This is a genomic window from Citrobacter sp. L55, from assembly GCF_002850715.1.
GTDB classification, from domain to species: Bacteria; Pseudomonadota; Gammaproteobacteria; order Enterobacterales; family Enterobacteriaceae; genus Citrobacter; species Citrobacter braakii.
This window is the reverse complement of the sequence record NZ_KZ559399.1, coordinates 162,068-177,700: the sequence shown is the minus strand read 5'-3', so window position 1 is coordinate 177,700 and position 15,633 is coordinate 162,068. Positions and strand designations below refer to the sequence as shown.

The window sequence follows — 15,633 nt, the reverse complement described above, 5'->3', positions numbered from 1 at the left end:
TAGTCACTTACTTCAGTAAGCTCCCGGGGTTCTCAGACTTGCCGCCTTGATGCAACTCGAATGATTTAGTGTATTTTGTGTATAGTAATGCCTTCTTTTTTTGATGTCGGATTGTCCATGGCCATTAAGAATGTAATTTGTGATATCGACGGCGTGCTGATGCACGACAATGTTGCCGTACCGGGTGCGGCAGAATTTCTGACTGGGATCCTGGAAAAAGGCCTGCCGTTAGTTTTGCTGACTAACTATCCTTCACAGACCGGGCAAGATTTGGCAAACCGCTTCGCCACCGCGGGTGTGAATGTCCCTGATAGCGTCTTTTATACTTCCGCCATGGCTACCGCTGATTTTCTTCGCCGCCAGGAAGGGAAAAAGGCCTACGTGGTAGGTGAAGGTGCGTTAATTCACGAGCTGTATAAAGCCGGGTTTACTATTACTGACGTGAACCCCGATTTTGTGATTGTTGGCGAGACGCGATCCTATAACTGGGACATGATGCATAAAGCAGCATATTTTGTGGCCAACGGTGCGCGTTTCATCGCCACAAACCCAGATACTCACGGACGCGGTTTTTATCCTGCCTGCGGTGCGCTGTGCGCCGGTATCGAAAAAATCTCTGGCCGCAAGCCGTTTTATGTGGGCAAACCCAGCCCGTGGATTATTCGCGCGGCGCTCAACAAAATGCAGGCGCATTCGGAAGAGACCGTTATCGTTGGCGACAACCTGCGTACCGATATTCTGGCGGGCTTCCAGGCGGGTCTCGAGACCATCCTGGTATTGTCTGGCGTTTCGACGCTCGACGACATTGACAGCATGCCGTTCAGACCAAGCTGGATTTACCCGTCCGTTGCGGAAATTGATGTGATTTGATGCGTAAGCCGGATAAGACGCCCCCGCGTCATATCCGGCCAGAAGAAGTTCTTCCATTTAATAAAACCGCCATAAAATTATCGATTCATTAATAAACCCGTCTATTCTGTAATCTTTTTTCACCAATCCACAATGACCATTGCGTTTTTTATTTTCTGACCCGTAATTCACTTGCGCCCTCTCCAGCTTTGCGGCATTTTCTTTATCAAGCAAACATAAAAAGCATCACGCAACAGGTTAACGGAGAAGGTTATGTGTTCTATTTTTGGCGTATTCGATATTAAAACTGACGCAGTTGAACTGCGTAAAAAAGCCCTGGAATTGTCTCGTCTGATGCGCCATCGCGGCCCGGACTGGTCGGGTATTTACGCCAGTGATAACGCCATTCTGGCGCACGAACGTCTGTCCATCGTCGACGTCAACGCCGGTGCTCAGCCGCTGTACAACGTGAAGAAAACGCATATCCTGGCGGTTAACGGTGAAATTTATAACCATCAGGCGCTGCGCGCTGAATACGGCGATCGCTATCAGTTCCAGACCGGTTCCGACTGCGAAGTTATCCTTGCACTGTATCAGGAAAAAGGCCCAGAGTTTCTGGATGACCTGCAAGGCATGTTTGCTTTTGCTCTGTACGACAGCGAGCAGGACGCTTATCTGATCGGTCGCGATCATATCGGGATCATCCCGCTGTATATGGGTTACGACGAGCACGGTAACTTCTACGTTGCGTCTGAAATGAAAGCTCTGGTTCCCGTGTGTCGCACGATCAAAGAATTCCCGGCCGGTAGCTATTTATGGAGTAAAGACGGCGAAATTCGTCAGTACTATCAGCGCGACTGGTTTGAATACGATGCGGTAAAAGACAACGTTACCGATAAAAACGAGTTGCGTCAGGCACTGGAAGATGCAGTGAAAAGCCACCTGATGTCAGATGTTCCTTATGGTGTATTGCTGTCCGGCGGTCTGGATTCATCCGTCATTTCCGCAATCACCAAAAAATACGCCGCGCGTCGTGTTGAAGATCAGGAGCGTAGCGAAGCCTGGTGGCCGCAGTTGCACTCCTTCGCCGTAGGCCTGGAAGGCGCTCCGGACCTGAAAGCCGCGCAAGAGGTGGCGAACCATCTGGGTACTGTGCACCATGAGATCCACTTCACCGTGCAGGAAGGTTTGGATGCTATCCGCGACGTGATTTATCACATCGAAACTTACGATGTTACGACGATTCGCGCCTCGACCCCGATGTACTTAATGTCGCGTAAAATTAAAGCGATGGGCATTAAAATGGTGCTGTCGGGCGAAGGTTCTGACGAAGTATTTGGCGGCTATCTCTATTTCCACAAAGCACCAGATGCAAAAGAGCTGCACGAAGAGACCGTGCGTAAGCTGCAGGCGCTGCATATGTTCGACTGTGCCCGTGCCAACAAAGCTATGTCGGCCTGGGGAGTGGAAGCTCGCGTGCCCTTCCTGGATAAGAAATTCCTTGATGTGGCGATGCGCATCAACCCGCAGGACAAAATGTGCGGCAACGGCAAAATGGAAAAACATGTTCTGCGCGAATGTTTTGAGTCCTACCTGCCAGCAAGCGTTGCATGGCGCCAGAAAGAGCAGTTCTCCGATGGTGTCGGTTACAGCTGGATTGATACCCTGAAAGAGGTGGCCGCTGAGCAAGTTTCTGACCAACAACTGGAAACCGCCAGCTTCCGTTTCCCTTACAACACGCCATCATCTAAAGAAGCGTATTTGTACCGTGAGATTTTCGAAGAGCTGTTCCCGGTTGCGAGCGCTGCGGAATGTGTGCCTGGCGGGCCGTCTGTTGCCTGTTCTTCTGCCAAAGCAATCGAATGGGATGAGGCGTTTAAAACCATGAACGATCCTTCTGGTCGTGCGGTTGGCGTACATCAGTCCGCTTATAAATAAGTTAATCCTTAGAAAGGGCCCTGCGGGGCTCTTTTTTATGTCTGTTTTCTGTGCAAAAAAACAATTAATAACTAATAATTGCCGAATATTGCGTCATGCTGTTCGCAACCTAACCAAACAGTCACATTCCAGCTATTTTCAATGAAAAAGGGGTTGACGCTTCAAGGCTCAATACGCATAATGCGCCCCGCAACGCCGATAAGGTTACGCGAAAAAAAGATGGCTACGTAGCTCAGCTGGTTAGAGCACATCACTCATAATGATGGGGTCACAGGTTCGAATCCCGTCGTAGCCACCATCTTTTTTGCGGGAGTGGCGAAATTGGTAGACGCACCAGATTTAGGTTCTGGCGCCGCAAGGTGTGCGAGTTCAAGTCTCGCCTCCCGCACCATTCACCCGTAAGCGTTGCACGGATGGGGTATCGCCAAGCGGTAAGGCACCGGTTTTTGATACCGGCATTCCCTGGTTCGAATCCAGGTACCCCAGCCATTTTTTCTTCGATGTAGCGGTTCACCGCAACGGTCATTGGGGTATCGCCAAGCGGTAAGGCACCGGTTTTTGATACCGGCATTCCCTGGTTCGAATCCAGGTACCCCAGCCATCGAAGAATATGATAATATCTGGCTACGTAGCTCAGCTGGTTAGAGCACATCACTCATAATGATGGGGTCACAGGTTCGAATCCCGTCGTAGCCACCATATTAAGGACGTATCGACTCGTTCGGTAAATCCAAAAAATTGTTGGGGTATCGCCAAGCGGTAAGGCTCTGGTTTCTGATACCAGCATTCCGAGGTTCGAATCCTCGTACCCCAGCCAATTTCAAAAAGCCGTCCATTCTGTGGATGCACCCGTTGGGGTATCGCCAAGCGGTAAGGCTCTGGTTTCTGATACCAGCATTCCGAGGTTCGAATCCTCGTACCCCAGCCATATTAAAAAAGCTCGCTTCGGCGAGCTTTTTGCTTTCCTGCATTTATTACCTGATGGCGTCATGCTTACCTGGCCTACAACGTTCTCTGTAGGCCTGTCTGAATTACAATCCTAACGCGTACTTGAGTGCCTGGCGTTTCAACATACCGGCGCGCTCTGCGGCCATTAGCCCAAGATTACGCATGATACGCAGCGGCTGCAGGTTGTTGCTAAATCCTGCGTAGAACAGATCCATGCCGCTTTGCATGATGAAATTGTCAGTCATGCGACGGTTCTGATAGCGCTTCAGCACCGGCTGACTTGCCCAGGACTCACCGTAGCTGCGCGCATTCACCAGCACGTCAATCAGCGCATCCACATCACGGAACCCCAAATTAACGCCCTGCCCCGCCAGCGGATGAATGGTATGCGCGGCGTCCCCCACCAGCGCCAGTCCTGGCTGCACATATTGCAGCGCGTGACGGCGCGTTAGCGGGAATGCCCCCCCTGCCACAGGCGTAACGTTACCGAGTCGCGATGGGAAATGTTTGGCGATCTCCACCTGCAGTTGCGACATATTCAAACCTTGCAACTGGCGGATACGCGCCGGTGAGTCGTACCACACCAGCGAGGCCCAGTTATCAAACAGCGGTAAAAATGCGCGCGGACCGTCAGGGGTGAATTGCTGCCAGGTGCTGTCTCCCGGCGAATTCTCGCATTGTACGGTTATCAACATACAGGACTGCGCATATTGCCAGGCATGGATACCAATCCCGGCCATTTTCCGCACCTGAGAATTTGCGCCATCGGCGCCGATGACCAGCTTCGCGCTGATTTTTTCGCCACCAGCCAGCTCAAGCTCATGCCGATCGTTATGTTGATGCAGAGAGATTAGCGACGCAGGCACGCGCAGCGTGACTTTGGGGTGAACGTCCAGAGCCTGCCAGAGCGCCTGTTGCAGGACCGTGTTTTCCACCATATAGCCCAGCAAGGGCAGCTTAAGCTCGGCGGCATCAAACATCACATGGGCATTTTCCCATTCCCACGTTTCCAGACGACGGTAAGGATGGCTGCGCATCCCCTGAACCGTATCCCAGACGCCCAGCCCTTTTAGCAACGACACGGAGGCGGAGCTGATGGCCGAAATTCTGACATCTGGCGGTCCGTCAGCCACAAACGGCGCGGGAACGGCATGTTCAATGACCGTTACCGTAAATCCATGCTGCGCCAGTCCTAGCGCCAGCGCGCCGCCGACCATCCCCCCGCCGACAATGGCAATTTCCGTTGGTTGATTTGTCATGGTCAATTATCCTGTTACATGTATTGTGTAAGTTTACAGGATTTTTTACCCCTTGAGGCTGACATCCGTCATACTGGTCACAACCGCGCCAAAGCAGTACACTATGCGCCCTGCATTTCAGCCACAATTTCGCAAGAGCAAGTCGATGACCAAAAAACTCCATATTAAAACCTGGGGCTGTCAGATGAACGAATACGATTCATCGAAGATGGCCGATCTGCTGGATGCCACCCATGGGTATCAACTGACCGACGTGGCCGAAGAAGCGGATGTGCTGCTGCTGAATACCTGCTCTATCCGTGAGAAGGCTCAGGAAAAAGTCTTCCATCAGTTGGGCCGCTGGAAGCTGTTAAAAGAGAAAAACCCCAAGCTGATCATCGGTGTCGGTGGCTGTGTTGCGTCTCAGGAAGGCGACCATATTCGCCAACGCGCACACTATGTCGATATTATTTTTGGGCCGCAAACCCTGCATCGTCTGCCGGAAATGATCAACAAAGTGCGTGGAAGCACCACCCGTAGCCCGGTGGTTGATATTAGTTTCCCGGAGATCGAAAAATTCGACCGCCTACCGGAACCGCGTGCTGAAGGTCCAAGCGCTTTCGTGTCAATCATGGAAGGTTGTAATAAATATTGTACTTACTGCGTGGTGCCATACACCCGCGGTGAGGAAGTAAGCCGTCCGGCGGACGATATCCTGTTTGAAATCGCCCAGCTTGCGGCGCAAGGCGTGCGTGAAGTGAACCTGCTGGGACAGAACGTGAACGCCTGGCGCGGTGAGAACTACGACGGCACGATCGGATCTTTTGCCGATCTGCTGCGGCTGGTCGCGGCGATCGATGGCATTGACCGTATCCGCTTCACCACCAGCCATCCGATCGAATTCACCGATGATATCATTGAAGTGTATCGTGACACGCCAGAACTGGTGAGCTTCCTGCACCTGCCGGTACAGAGCGGTTCAGATCGCGTACTGAACCTGATGGGACGCACCCATACCGCGCTGGAATATAAAGCGATCATCCGCAAACTGCGCGCAGCGCGTCCGGATATCCAGATTAGCTCCGACTTCATCGTTGGCTTCCCAGGCGAAACCACGCAGGATTTCGAGCAGACCATGAAGTTGATTGCAGACGTCAATTTTGACATGAGCTACAGCTTTATCTTCTCTGCGCGTCCTGGCACCCCTGCCGCCGATATGGTTGACGACGTGCCGGAAGAAGAGAAAAAACAGCGCCTGTATATTCTGCAGGAGCGTATTAACCAGCAAGCCATGGCCTGGAGCCGTCGCATGGTCGGCACGACCCAGCGCATTCTGGTTGAAGGCACATCGCGTAAAAGCATCATGGAACTGTCTGGCCGTACCGAAAATAACCGAGTGGTGAACTTTGAAGGCAACCCGGAGATGGTCGGTAAGTTCGTGGATGTAGAAATTACCGATGTCTGGACGAACTCCCTGCGCGGTAAAGTAGTGCGCACCGAAGACGAAATGGGTCTGCGCATCGCTGAATCCCCTGAGTCGGTTATTGCGCGTACCCGCAAAGAAAACGATCTGGGCGTCGGTATTTATCAGCCTTAATCTTCAATGCCCGATGGCGCTACGCTTGTCGGGCTTACTCTTCTGGGCTCGCTGCCCCGGCGGGCCTTGTAATCTACCTCATCATCCCCATATTTATCGCAATGCTTGCGCCTTTCCCCCATGGCGTGAATAATTTCCTTAGATGCCGGTAAATGTTCAGCGTCCGGCAAGACATGCAAAAGAGGAACAGTTTGAACATAGACACTCGTGAAATCACACTTGAACCCGCAGACAATGCCCGCCTGTTGAGCCTTTGCGGCCCATTTGATGACAACATCAAGCAGCTGGAACGTCGCCTCGGCATCGAAATTAACCGCCGTGATAACCACTTTAAGCTGACCGGTCGCCCAATTTGCGTCACCGCGGCGGCAGATATTTTACGTAGCCTGTACGTCGATACTGCCCCAATGCGCGGTCAGACGCAGGACATTGAGCCTGAACAAATTCATCTGGCAATTAAAGAAGCGCGAGTGCTTGAGCAAAGCGCAGACAGCGTGCCGGAATTTGGCAAAGCGGTGAACATCAAAACCAAACGCGGGGTAATTAAGCCGCGTACGCCGAACCAGGCACAATACATTGCGAATATCCTCGACCACGACATCACCTTTGGCGTTGGCCCTGCGGGTACGGGTAAAACGTATCTTGCGGTTGCCGCTGCGGTCGATGCGCTTGAGCGTCAGGAGATCCGTCGAATTCTGCTGACCCGTCCGGCAGTGGAAGCGGGCGAAAAACTCGGCTTCCTGCCGGGTGACCTCAGCCAGAAAGTCGATCCCTACTTACGACCGCTGTATGACGCACTGTTCGAAATGCTCGGGTTTGAGAAGGTCGAAAAGCTGATTGAGCGTAACGTCATTGAAGTTGCGCCGCTGGCCTACATGCGCGGTCGTACATTAAACGATGCGTTCATCATTCTTGATGAGAGCCAGAACACCACCATCGAACAGATGAAAATGTTCCTGACCCGTATCGGCTTTAACTCCAAAGCGGTTATCACCGGCGATATCACCCAGATTGACCTGCCGCGAAGCACCAAATCCGGTCTGCGTCATGCCATTGAAGTACTGGCTGAAGTCGACGAAATTAGTTTTAATTTCTTCCATAGCGAAGACGTGGTTCGCCACCCGGTGGTCGCCCGTATCGTCACGGCGTATGAAGCCTGGGAAGAAGCAGAACAGAAACGCAAAGCCGAGCTGGCTGCAGAACGCAAGCGCGAAGCTCAGGAGCAGGAACAAAAATGAGTCAGGTTATTCTCGATTTACAGCTGGCATGTGAAGACGAATCTGGTTTACCAACAGAAAGTCAGTTTCAGGGTTGGCTGGATGCGGTGATCCCACAGTTTCAGGAAGAGTCTGAAGTTACCATTCGTCTGGTCGATGACGCGGAAAGCCACGAGCTGAACCTGACCTATCGCGGGAAAGATAAATCAACCAACGTACTCTCTTTCCCGTTTGAAGCCCCGCCGAGCATTGAAATGCCGCTGCTGGGCGATTTGATCATCTGCCGTCAGGTAGTCGAGAAAGAAGCGCAGGAACAAGGCAAACTGCTTGAGGCCCACTGGGCGCACATGGTGGTGCACGGTAGCCTGCATTTACTCGGTTACGACCATATCGAAGACGATGAAGCGGAAGAGATGGAATCCCTAGAAACAGAGATTATGCTTGCTCTGGGCTATGAGGATCCGTACATTGCCGAGAAAGAATAAGCATTTCGAAATCTTGTAAGCCTGATAAGGCGCAGCCGCCATCAGGTATTGCGCCTTATCCGGCTTACCTGGTTTGAAGTACGATGAAGAGACATGCCGTCAACAGCTGAATATACGCATGACGAGCTTTGTATTAACTAACATGAGAACCCATACGACGCCATGAGCGACGACAATTCACACAGTAGTGACACCTTAAACAGCAAAAAGGGATTTTTCTCCCTGTTACTGAGCCAACTTTTCCACGGTGAACCAAAAAACCGCGACGAACTGTTGGAGCTGATCCGTGATTCCGGGCAAAACGACCTTATCGATGAAGATACGCGCGATATGCTCGAAGGGGTGATGGATATTGCGGACCAACGCGTGCGCGACATCATGATCCCTCGCTCTCAGATGATTACCCTGAAACGCAACCAGACCCTGGACGAATGTCTCGATGTCATTATCGAGTCTGCCCACTCGCGTTTCCCGGTGATCAGCGAAGACAAAGATCACATTGAAGGGATTCTGATGGCCAAAGATCTGCTGCCGTTTATGCGCAGCGATGCCGAAGCCTTCAGCATGGAGAAAGTGTTACGCCAGGCGGTTGTCGTACCTGAAAGCAAGCGAGTTGACCGCATGCTGAAAGAGTTCCGCTCCCAGCGTTATCATATGGCTATCGTCATCGACGAATTCGGCGGTGTCTCAGGTCTGGTGACCATTGAGGACATCCTTGAACTGATCGTGGGTGAAATTGAAGATGAGTACGACGAAGAAGACGATATCGATTTCCGTCAGCTCAGTCGCCACACCTGGACCATTCGCGCTCTGGCGCCGATCGAAGACTTCAACGACGCTTTCGGTACCCATTTTAGCGACGAAGAAGTAGATACCATCGGCGGGCTGGTTATGCAGGCCTTTGGTCATCTGCCCGCGCGCGGGGAGACTATCGACATTGATGGTTACCAGTTCAAAGTGGCAATGGCCGACAGCCGTCGTATTATTCAGGTTCATGTCAGAATTCCGGACGACTCACCCCAGCCCAAACTGGACGAATAAACCCGAAACTGGATCTAAGACTACATGGCATTTGCCCCATTAATTGAACGCCAGCGCATTCGCCTGCTGCTGGCGTTATTATTCGGTGCCTGCGGGACGCTGGCTTTCTCTCCGTATGACATCTGGCCCGCTGCGATCGTTTCGCTGATGGGCCTGCAGGCTCTTACCTTCAATCGCCGTCCGCTCCAGTCTGCCGCAATCGGCTACTTCTGGGGATTGGGGCTGTTTGGCTCCGGCATCAACTGGGTTTACGTCAGCATCGCGCAGTTTGGCGGTATGCCGGGCCCCATTAATGTGTTCCTCGTGGTTCTGCTTGCCGCATACCTTTCCCTCTACACCGGCCTGTTTGCCGGCGTGTTGGCGCGTCTGTGGCCGAAAACCACCTGGATACGCGTGGCGATTGCCGCGCCGGTCGTCTGGCAAATAACCGAATTCCTGCGCGGCTGGGTACTGACCGGCTTCCCGTGGCTACAGTTCGGCTACAGTCAGATCGACGGTCCGTTAAAAGGGCTGGCTCCGGTGATGGGCGTTGAGGCGATTAACTTCCTGCTGATGGTGGTTAGTGGCCTGCTGGCGCTGGCGCTGGTGACGCGTAACTGGAAGCCGCTGATTGCCGCGCTAGTGCTCTTTGCTCTGCCCTTTCCGCTGCGCTATATCCAGTGGTACACGCTTGAGCCGGAAAAAACCACTCAGGTCTCGATGGTGCAAGGTGACATTCCGCAGTCGCTCAAATGGGATGAAGGTCAGTTACTCAACACCCTGAAGATTTATCTCGACGCCACCCAGCCTGAGATGGGCAAATCACAGCTGATCATCTGGCCAGAATCCGCTATTCCGGACCTGGAAATTAATCAGCAGCGTTTTCTGGGCATGATGGATGACCTGCTGAGATCGAAAAACAGCACGCTGATTACCGGTATCGTTGACGCACGTCTGAACAAGCAGAATCGTTACGACACCTACAACACCATCATCACGCTGGGTAAAGACAGCCCGTACAGTTACGACTCCAGCAACCGCTATAACAAAAACCATCTGGTACCGTTTGGCGAGTTCGTCCCGCTGGAATCGATCCTGCGCCCGTTAGCGCCGTTCTTTGACCTGCCAATGTCGTCTTTCAGCCGTGGGCCTTATGTGCAGCCACAGCTGCATGCGCACGGCTTTAAGCTGACGGCTGCCATCTGCTATGAAATCATTCTTGGCGAACAGGTACGGGATAATTTCCGCCCGGATACGGACTACCTGCTGACGATTTCCAACGATGCCTGGTTTGGTAAATCCATCGGCCCGTGGCAGCACTTCCAGATGGCGCGTATGCGTTCCCTCGAGCTGGCGCGCCCTCTGCTGCGTAGCACCAACAACGGTATTACGGCGGTGATTGGTCCACAGGGTGAGATTCAGGCGATGATCCCGCAGTTTACCCGCCAGGTCCTGACCACCAGCGTGACGCCAACGACGGGCTTAACCCCTTATGCCCGTACCGGTAACTGGCCGCTCTGGCTGCTGACCGCGCTGTTTGGCTTTGGTGCGGTGGTAATGAGCCTGCGCCAGCGTCGTAAGTAACCTTCCTTCCCCGGCCGGATAACGTTTCGCTTATCCGGCCCACAAAACATTTCCCGCTCCCCATTCTGGCACGTCTATTGCTTTGTTCTACAAGACAAATGCAGTTTTGGCTGAATGTGCAACCTGGTCGCACCAACGTTGAGCGCCGGTAGCACCTGAAAAGTGCAACAAGATATTTTTGCCCCCAAATGGTGCGGCGCACTTCGCAAAAATAAACAATAAAACAGCAAATTCTTTACATTCATCCAAACTAAATGTTAACAAACATATACAAGACTGCACGTTTTAGTAGCAAACAATAACAACATCACAATGGGTATCAATGCGTCCCTGGCGCAGACGATAAAGGAGTTGGATATGCAATTACGTAAGCTCGCCACTGCCATGCTGGTCATGGGAATGTCCGCCGGTCTGGCGCACGCAGAAGACGCAGCACCAGCGGCAGGCAGCACGCTGGACAAGATCGCCAAAAACGGCGTGATTGTGGTCGGCCACCGTGAATCATCGGTACCGTTTTCTTACTACGATAATCAACAAAAAGTGGTCGGTTATTCACAGGATTACTCCAACGCGATCGTTGAAGCCGTGAAGAAAAAGCTGAACAAGCCTGACCTGCAGGTGAAACTGATCCCGATTACTTCACAAAACCGTATCCCGCTGCTGCAAAACGGCACCTTCGACTTTGAATGTGGCTCCACCACCAACAACGTCGAGCGCCAAAAACAAGCGGCTTTCTCTGACACCATTTTCGTTGTCGGTACTCGTCTGCTGGCGAAAAAAGGCGGCGACGTCAAAGATTTCGCCGATCTGAAAGGTAAAGCCGTAGTCGTGACTTCGGGTACCACCTCAGAGGTGCTGCTGCACAAGCTGAATGAAGAGCAAAAAATGGATATGCGCATCATCAGCGCGAAAGACCACGGTGACTCTTTCCGTACTCTGGAAAGCGGCCGCGCCGTTGCCTTTATGATGGATGACGCCCTGCTGGCTGGCGAGCGCGCGAAGGCGAAGAAACCAGACAACTGGGAGATCGTCGGCAAGCCGCAGTCTCAGGAAGCTTACGGCTGCATGCTGCGTAAAGATGACCCTCAGTTCAAAAAGCTGATGGATGACACTATCGCCAAGGCGCAGACCTCAGGCGAAGCTGAGAAATGGTTTGATAAGTGGTTTAAAAATCCAATTCCACCGAAGAACCTGAACATGAATTTCGAACTGTCAGACGAGATGAAAGCCCTGTTCAAAGAACCGAATGATAAAGCGCTTAACTAATTAATTAGAAGAGTACACAAAACCTTTCAAGTTATATCGAGGCGGCAACTGAGCGAATTCCCGGGCGCTTACATGAGTAAGTAACCGGGATGAATAAAGGCAGCCAACAACGAGATATCTTGAAGGATGAAGTGTAATCAGGGAGGCTTCCCCTCCCTCTCGATTGCTACTCAGCACGGACAGACTATAAGCCTGATGGTCGTTCCCCATCAGGCCTGAAAACCGCAAAACGCTGAATAACAATCTTCGGGGGTAGCGCTGCTACCCTTTTTTTTCTGGAGTAGATTTATGTCTATAGACTGGAACTGGGGTATTTTTTTACAACAAGCCCCGTTCGGCAACACCACCTATCTCGGCTGGCTCTGGAGTGGTTTCCAGGTCACTGTCGCGTTATCTATCACCGCCTGGGTTATCGCTTTCCTCATCGGCTCTTTATTCGGCATCTTACGTACCGTACCAAATCGTTTCCTTTCCGGGATCGGCACGCTGTACGTCGAGCTGTTTCGTAACGTTCCGCTCATCGTCCAGTTTTTTACCTGGTATCTGGTCATTCCTGAACTGCTGCCGGAAAACATCGGGATGTGGTTTAAGTCAGAACTGGATCCCAACATTCAGTTCTTCCTCTCATCCATGCTTTGTCTGGGGCTGTTTACCGCTGCGCGCGTCTGCGAACAGGTTCGTGCTGCTATTCAGTCTCTGCCTCGCGGACAGAAAAATGCCGCACTGGCGATGGGACTGACGTTGCCGCAGGCCTACCGCTATGTTCTGCTGCCAAACGCTTACCGCGTGATTGTTCCGCCAATGACCTCGGAGATGATGAACCTGGTAAAGAACTCCGCGATCGCCTCCACTATCGGCCTGGTCGATATGGCTGCGCAAGCGGGAAAACTACTGGATTACTCCGCCCACGCATGGGAATCGTTTACGGCCATCACTCTGGCCTACGTACTGATTAACGCCGTCATCATGCTGGTGATGAATCTCGTCGAACGCAAAATCCGCCTGCCTGGCAATTTGGGAGGCAAATAATGTACGAATTTGACTGGAGTTCTATCGTCCCTTCCCTGCCGTATCTGCTGGATGGGCTGATCATCACGCTGAAAATCACCGTCACGGCAGTCGTCATTGGTATCGTCTGGGGGACCATCCTTGCAGTAATGCGTCTGTCCAGCTTCGCGCCAATTGCCTGGTTTGCGAAGGGCTACGTCAACGTATTCCGCTCCATTCCGCTGGTGATGGTGCTGCTGTGGTTCTACCTGATTGTGCCCGGCTTCCTGCAAAACGTGCTGGGTCTGTCGCCAAAAACCGATATTCGCCTGATCTCAGCGATGGTCGCATTTTCGATGTTTGAAGCCGCGTACTATTCCGAGATTATCCGCGCCGGTATCCAGAGTATTTCTCGCGGGCAGTCCAGTGCCGCGCTGGCGCTGGGGATGACCCATTGGCAGTCGATGAAGCTCATCATTCTGCCGCAGGCATTTCGCGCGATGGTGCCGCTGCTGCTTACCCAGGGCATCGTACTCTTCCAGGATACCTCGCTGGTCTATGTATTGAGTCTGGCAGACTTCTTCCGTACCGCCTCCACCATTGGTGAGCGTGACGGCACGCAGGTTGAAATGATCCTGTTTGCTGGCGCCGTTTATTTTGTATTCAGTCTGAGCGCATCGTTGTTGGTCAGCTATTTGAAGAAAAGGACAGTTTAATGATTACCCTGAAAAATGTTTCTAAATGGTATGGTCACTTTCAGGTGCTGACCGACTGCTCACGGAAGTGAAAAAAGGTGAAGTGGTGGTGGTCTGCGGCCCGTCAGGTTCAGGTAAATCAACGCTTATCAAAACGGTGAACGGGCTGGAGCCGGTACAACAGGGCGTCATCACCGTTGATGGTACCGTGGTGAATGATAAAAAGACCGATCTGGCCAAACTGCGCTCCCGCGTTGGCATGGTGTTCCAGCACTTTGAACTGTTCCCGCATCTGTCGATTATTGAGAACCTGACTCTGGCGCAGGTAAAAGTGCTTAAACGCGATAAAAAGCCGGCCCGCGATAAAGCACAAAAGTTACTGGAACGCGTTGGTCTGTCAGCGCATGCCGAGAAGTTTCCTGCTCAGCTCTCCGGGGGCCAGCAACAGCGTGTCGCCATCGCCCGGGCGCTGTGCATGGATCCTATCGCTATGCTGTTTGACGAACCGACATCAGCACTCGACCCAGAAATGATCAACGAAGTACTGGACGTCATGGTTGAACTGGCCAATGAAGGGATGACCATGATGGTGGTTACCCACGAAATGGGCTTTGCGCGTAAAGTGGCGAACCGGGTGATCTTCATGGATGAAGGGAAGATTGTTGAAGACTCACCGAAAGAAGAGTTCTTCGCTAATCCAAAATCAGACCGTGCCAAAGACTTCCTCGCGAAAATCCTGCACTAATTTTGCTGGCGCGCACCTCCATGTGCGCGCCACCTCACGATTTATCTCTTCACTTCTCGAAACAGGCACAGCCCAGCGTTAACCTTGTCACAAAGTCCCACTTACAAGGAGCAACAATGGCACTTCCTATCCTGTTTGATTGCGATCCAGGTCATGACGACGCTATCGCAATTGTTCTCGCCCTCGCTTCACCTGAACTGGATGTGAAAGCGATAACCTCCTCTGCCGGTAACCAGACCCCCGACAAAACACTGCGTAACGTATTGCGTATGTTAACGTTGCTCAACCGCACGGATATCCCAGTGGCCGGTGGCGCAGTCAAACCGCTGATGCGCGACCTGATAATTGCCGATAACGTCCACGGTGAGAGCGGGCTTGATGGCCCGGCGCTGCCTGAACCCGCTTTTGCTCCACAGGACTGTACTGCCGTGGAATTGATGGCGAAAACCCTGCGTAACAGTCAGGAACCGGTGACGATTGTCTCCACCGGGCCGCAAACTAACGTGGCATTGCTACTGAATAGCCATCCTGAACTGCACCCCAAAATCGCCCGTATCGTGATCATGGGTGGTGCAATGGGCCTCGGAAACTGGACGCCCGCCGCCGAGTTCAACATCTTCGTGGATCCAGAAGCCGCTGAGATCGTGTTCCAGTCGGGCATTCCGGTGGTGATGGCTGGACTAGATGTCACGCATAAAGCGCAAATACATCGTGAAGATACCGAACGGTTCCGCGCTATCGGCAATCCCATTTCGACAATCGTTGCTGAACTACTCGACTTCTTCTTTGAATATCACAAAGATGAAAAATGGGGATTCATTGGCGCGCCGCTGCACGATCCATGCACCATTGCCTGGCTGCTGAAACCTGAACTGTTTACCACCGTTGAACGCTGGGTTGGTGTGGAAACTCAGGGCAAATACACCCAGGGAATGACCGTGGTTGACTACTACTTCCTGAGCGGCAATAAGCCAAACGCCACCGTAATGGTGGACGTGGATCGCGAAGGTTTTGTCGATCTGCTGGCAGAACGGTTGAAGTTTTACGCCTAATGCGTAGGCCGG

At 52.5% G+C, this 15,633-nt stretch carries 12 protein-coding genes, 7 tRNA genes and 1 pseudogene; 19 read left to right on the top strand and 1 reads right to left on the bottom strand.

Annotation, left to right across the window (positions count from 1 at the left end):
* The first annotated feature begins 117 nt into the window (after positions 1 to 117).
* The 9 genes from nagD to B9P82_RS00805 all read left to right on the top strand — a co-directional run bounded on the left by nagD (position 118) and on the right by B9P82_RS00805 (position 3,715).
* A complete protein-coding gene (nagD, locus tag B9P82_RS00850) occupies positions 118 to 870 on the top strand; it encodes a ribonucleotide monophosphatase NagD (protein ID WP_005121413.1) in 753 nt (250 codons plus the stop codon).
* 252 nt (positions 871 to 1,122) lie between these two features.
* Positions 1,123 to 2,787 (top strand): asparagine synthase B, encoded by a 1,665-nt coding sequence (gene asnB, locus B9P82_RS00840; RefSeq protein WP_003835552.1) that lies wholly within the window; start codon positions 1,123 to 1,125, stop codon positions 2,785 to 2,787.
* Positions 2,788 to 3,008: 221 nt separating this feature from the next.
* Positions 3,009 to 3,085, top strand: a tRNA-Met gene (locus tag B9P82_RS00835).
* Between the two features lie 8 nt (positions 3,086 to 3,093).
* Positions 3,094 to 3,178, top strand: a tRNA-Leu gene (locus B9P82_RS00830).
* A gap of 23 nt (positions 3,179 to 3,201) precedes the next feature.
* A tRNA-Gln gene (locus B9P82_RS00825) sits at positions 3,202 to 3,276 on the top strand.
* A 37-nt stretch (positions 3,277 to 3,313) separates the two neighbouring features.
* Positions 3,314 to 3,388, top strand: a tRNA-Gln gene (locus B9P82_RS00820).
* Between the two features lie 21 nt (positions 3,389 to 3,409).
* Positions 3,410 to 3,486, top strand: a tRNA-Met gene (locus tag B9P82_RS00815).
* 43 nt (positions 3,487 to 3,529) lie between these two features.
* Positions 3,530 to 3,604, top strand: a tRNA-Gln gene (locus B9P82_RS00810).
* Positions 3,605 to 3,640: 36 nt separating this feature from the next.
* Positions 3,641 to 3,715: transfer RNA gene (locus tag B9P82_RS00805), tRNA-Gln, on the top strand.
* A gap of 103 nt (positions 3,716 to 3,818) precedes the next feature.
* Here the strand turns inward: B9P82_RS00805 and ubiF are convergent.
* Entirely contained in the window at positions 3,819 to 4,994 is a 1,176-nt protein-coding gene (ubiF, locus tag B9P82_RS00800) for a 3-demethoxyubiquinol 3-hydroxylase (protein WP_101699814.1), read from the bottom strand.
* A gap of 145 nt (positions 4,995 to 5,139) precedes the next feature.
* On the opposite strand from ubiF, the gene miaB reads away from it, so the two are divergent.
* From miaB to rihA, 10 genes and pseudogenes are all read left to right on the top strand, one after another.
* Positions 5,140 to 6,570, top strand: a complete 1,431-nt coding sequence (gene miaB / locus B9P82_RS00795; RefSeq protein WP_016152245.1) for a tRNA (N6-isopentenyl adenosine(37)-C2)-methylthiotransferase MiaB — start codon at positions 5,140 to 5,142, stop codon at positions 6,568 to 6,570.
* Between the two features lie 191 nt (positions 6,571 to 6,761).
* On the top strand, positions 6,762 to 7,808 hold the full coding sequence (locus B9P82_RS00790; protein ID WP_019076268.1) for a PhoH family protein: 1,047 nt from the start codon (positions 6,762 to 6,764) through the stop codon (positions 7,806 to 7,808).
* The gene (gene ybeY, locus B9P82_RS00785) at positions 7,805 to 8,272 is read left to right on the top strand and encodes an rRNA maturation RNase YbeY (protein WP_101699813.1); all 468 of its coding nucleotides are present in this window, start codon (positions 7,805 to 7,807) and stop codon (positions 8,270 to 8,272) included. The genes B9P82_RS00790 and ybeY overlap by 4 nt, the downstream gene beginning before the upstream one ends.
* A gap of 162 nt (positions 8,273 to 8,434) precedes the next feature.
* On the top strand, positions 8,435 to 9,313 hold the full coding sequence (corC, locus tag B9P82_RS00780; RefSeq protein WP_005121418.1) for a CNNM family magnesium/cobalt transport protein CorC: 879 nt from the start codon (positions 8,435 to 8,437) through the stop codon (positions 9,311 to 9,313).
* Between the two features lie 24 nt (positions 9,314 to 9,337).
* Positions 9,338 to 10,876: an apolipoprotein N-acyltransferase gene (gene lnt, locus B9P82_RS00775; protein ID WP_094760687.1), complete on the top strand. Its 1,539-nt coding sequence runs from the start codon at positions 9,338 to 9,340 to the stop codon at positions 10,874 to 10,876.
* Between the two features lie 357 nt (positions 10,877 to 11,233).
* On the top strand, positions 11,234 to 12,142 hold the full coding sequence (gene gltI / locus B9P82_RS00770) for a glutamate/aspartate ABC transporter substrate-binding protein GltI (RefSeq protein ID WP_016152242.1): 909 nt from the start codon (positions 11,234 to 11,236) through the stop codon (positions 12,140 to 12,142).
* Positions 12,143 to 12,430: 288 nt separating this feature from the next.
* The gene (gene gltJ / locus B9P82_RS00765; RefSeq protein ID WP_016152241.1) at positions 12,431 to 13,171 is read left to right on the top strand and encodes a glutamate/aspartate ABC transporter permease GltJ; all 741 of its coding nucleotides are present in this window, start codon (positions 12,431 to 12,433) and stop codon (positions 13,169 to 13,171) included.
* Complete coding sequence (gltK, locus tag B9P82_RS00760; protein WP_003022757.1) at positions 13,171 to 13,845, top strand: glutamate/aspartate ABC transporter permease GltK; 675 nt, start codon at positions 13,171 to 13,173, stop codon at positions 13,843 to 13,845. The genes gltJ and gltK overlap by 1 nt, the downstream gene beginning before the upstream one ends.
* Positions 13,845 to 14,569: pseudogene (gene gltL / locus B9P82_RS00755) on the top strand (glutamate/aspartate ABC transporter ATP-binding protein GltL). Before gltK ends, gltL begins: the two are co-directional and overlap by 1 nt.
* Before the next feature lie 116 nt (positions 14,570 to 14,685).
* Positions 14,686 to 15,621, top strand: a complete 936-nt coding sequence (gene rihA / locus B9P82_RS00750) for a pyrimidine-specific ribonucleoside hydrolase RihA (RefSeq protein WP_046274594.1) — start codon at positions 14,686 to 14,688, stop codon at positions 15,619 to 15,621.
* The last annotated feature ends 12 nt before the right edge of the window (positions 15,622 to 15,633 follow it).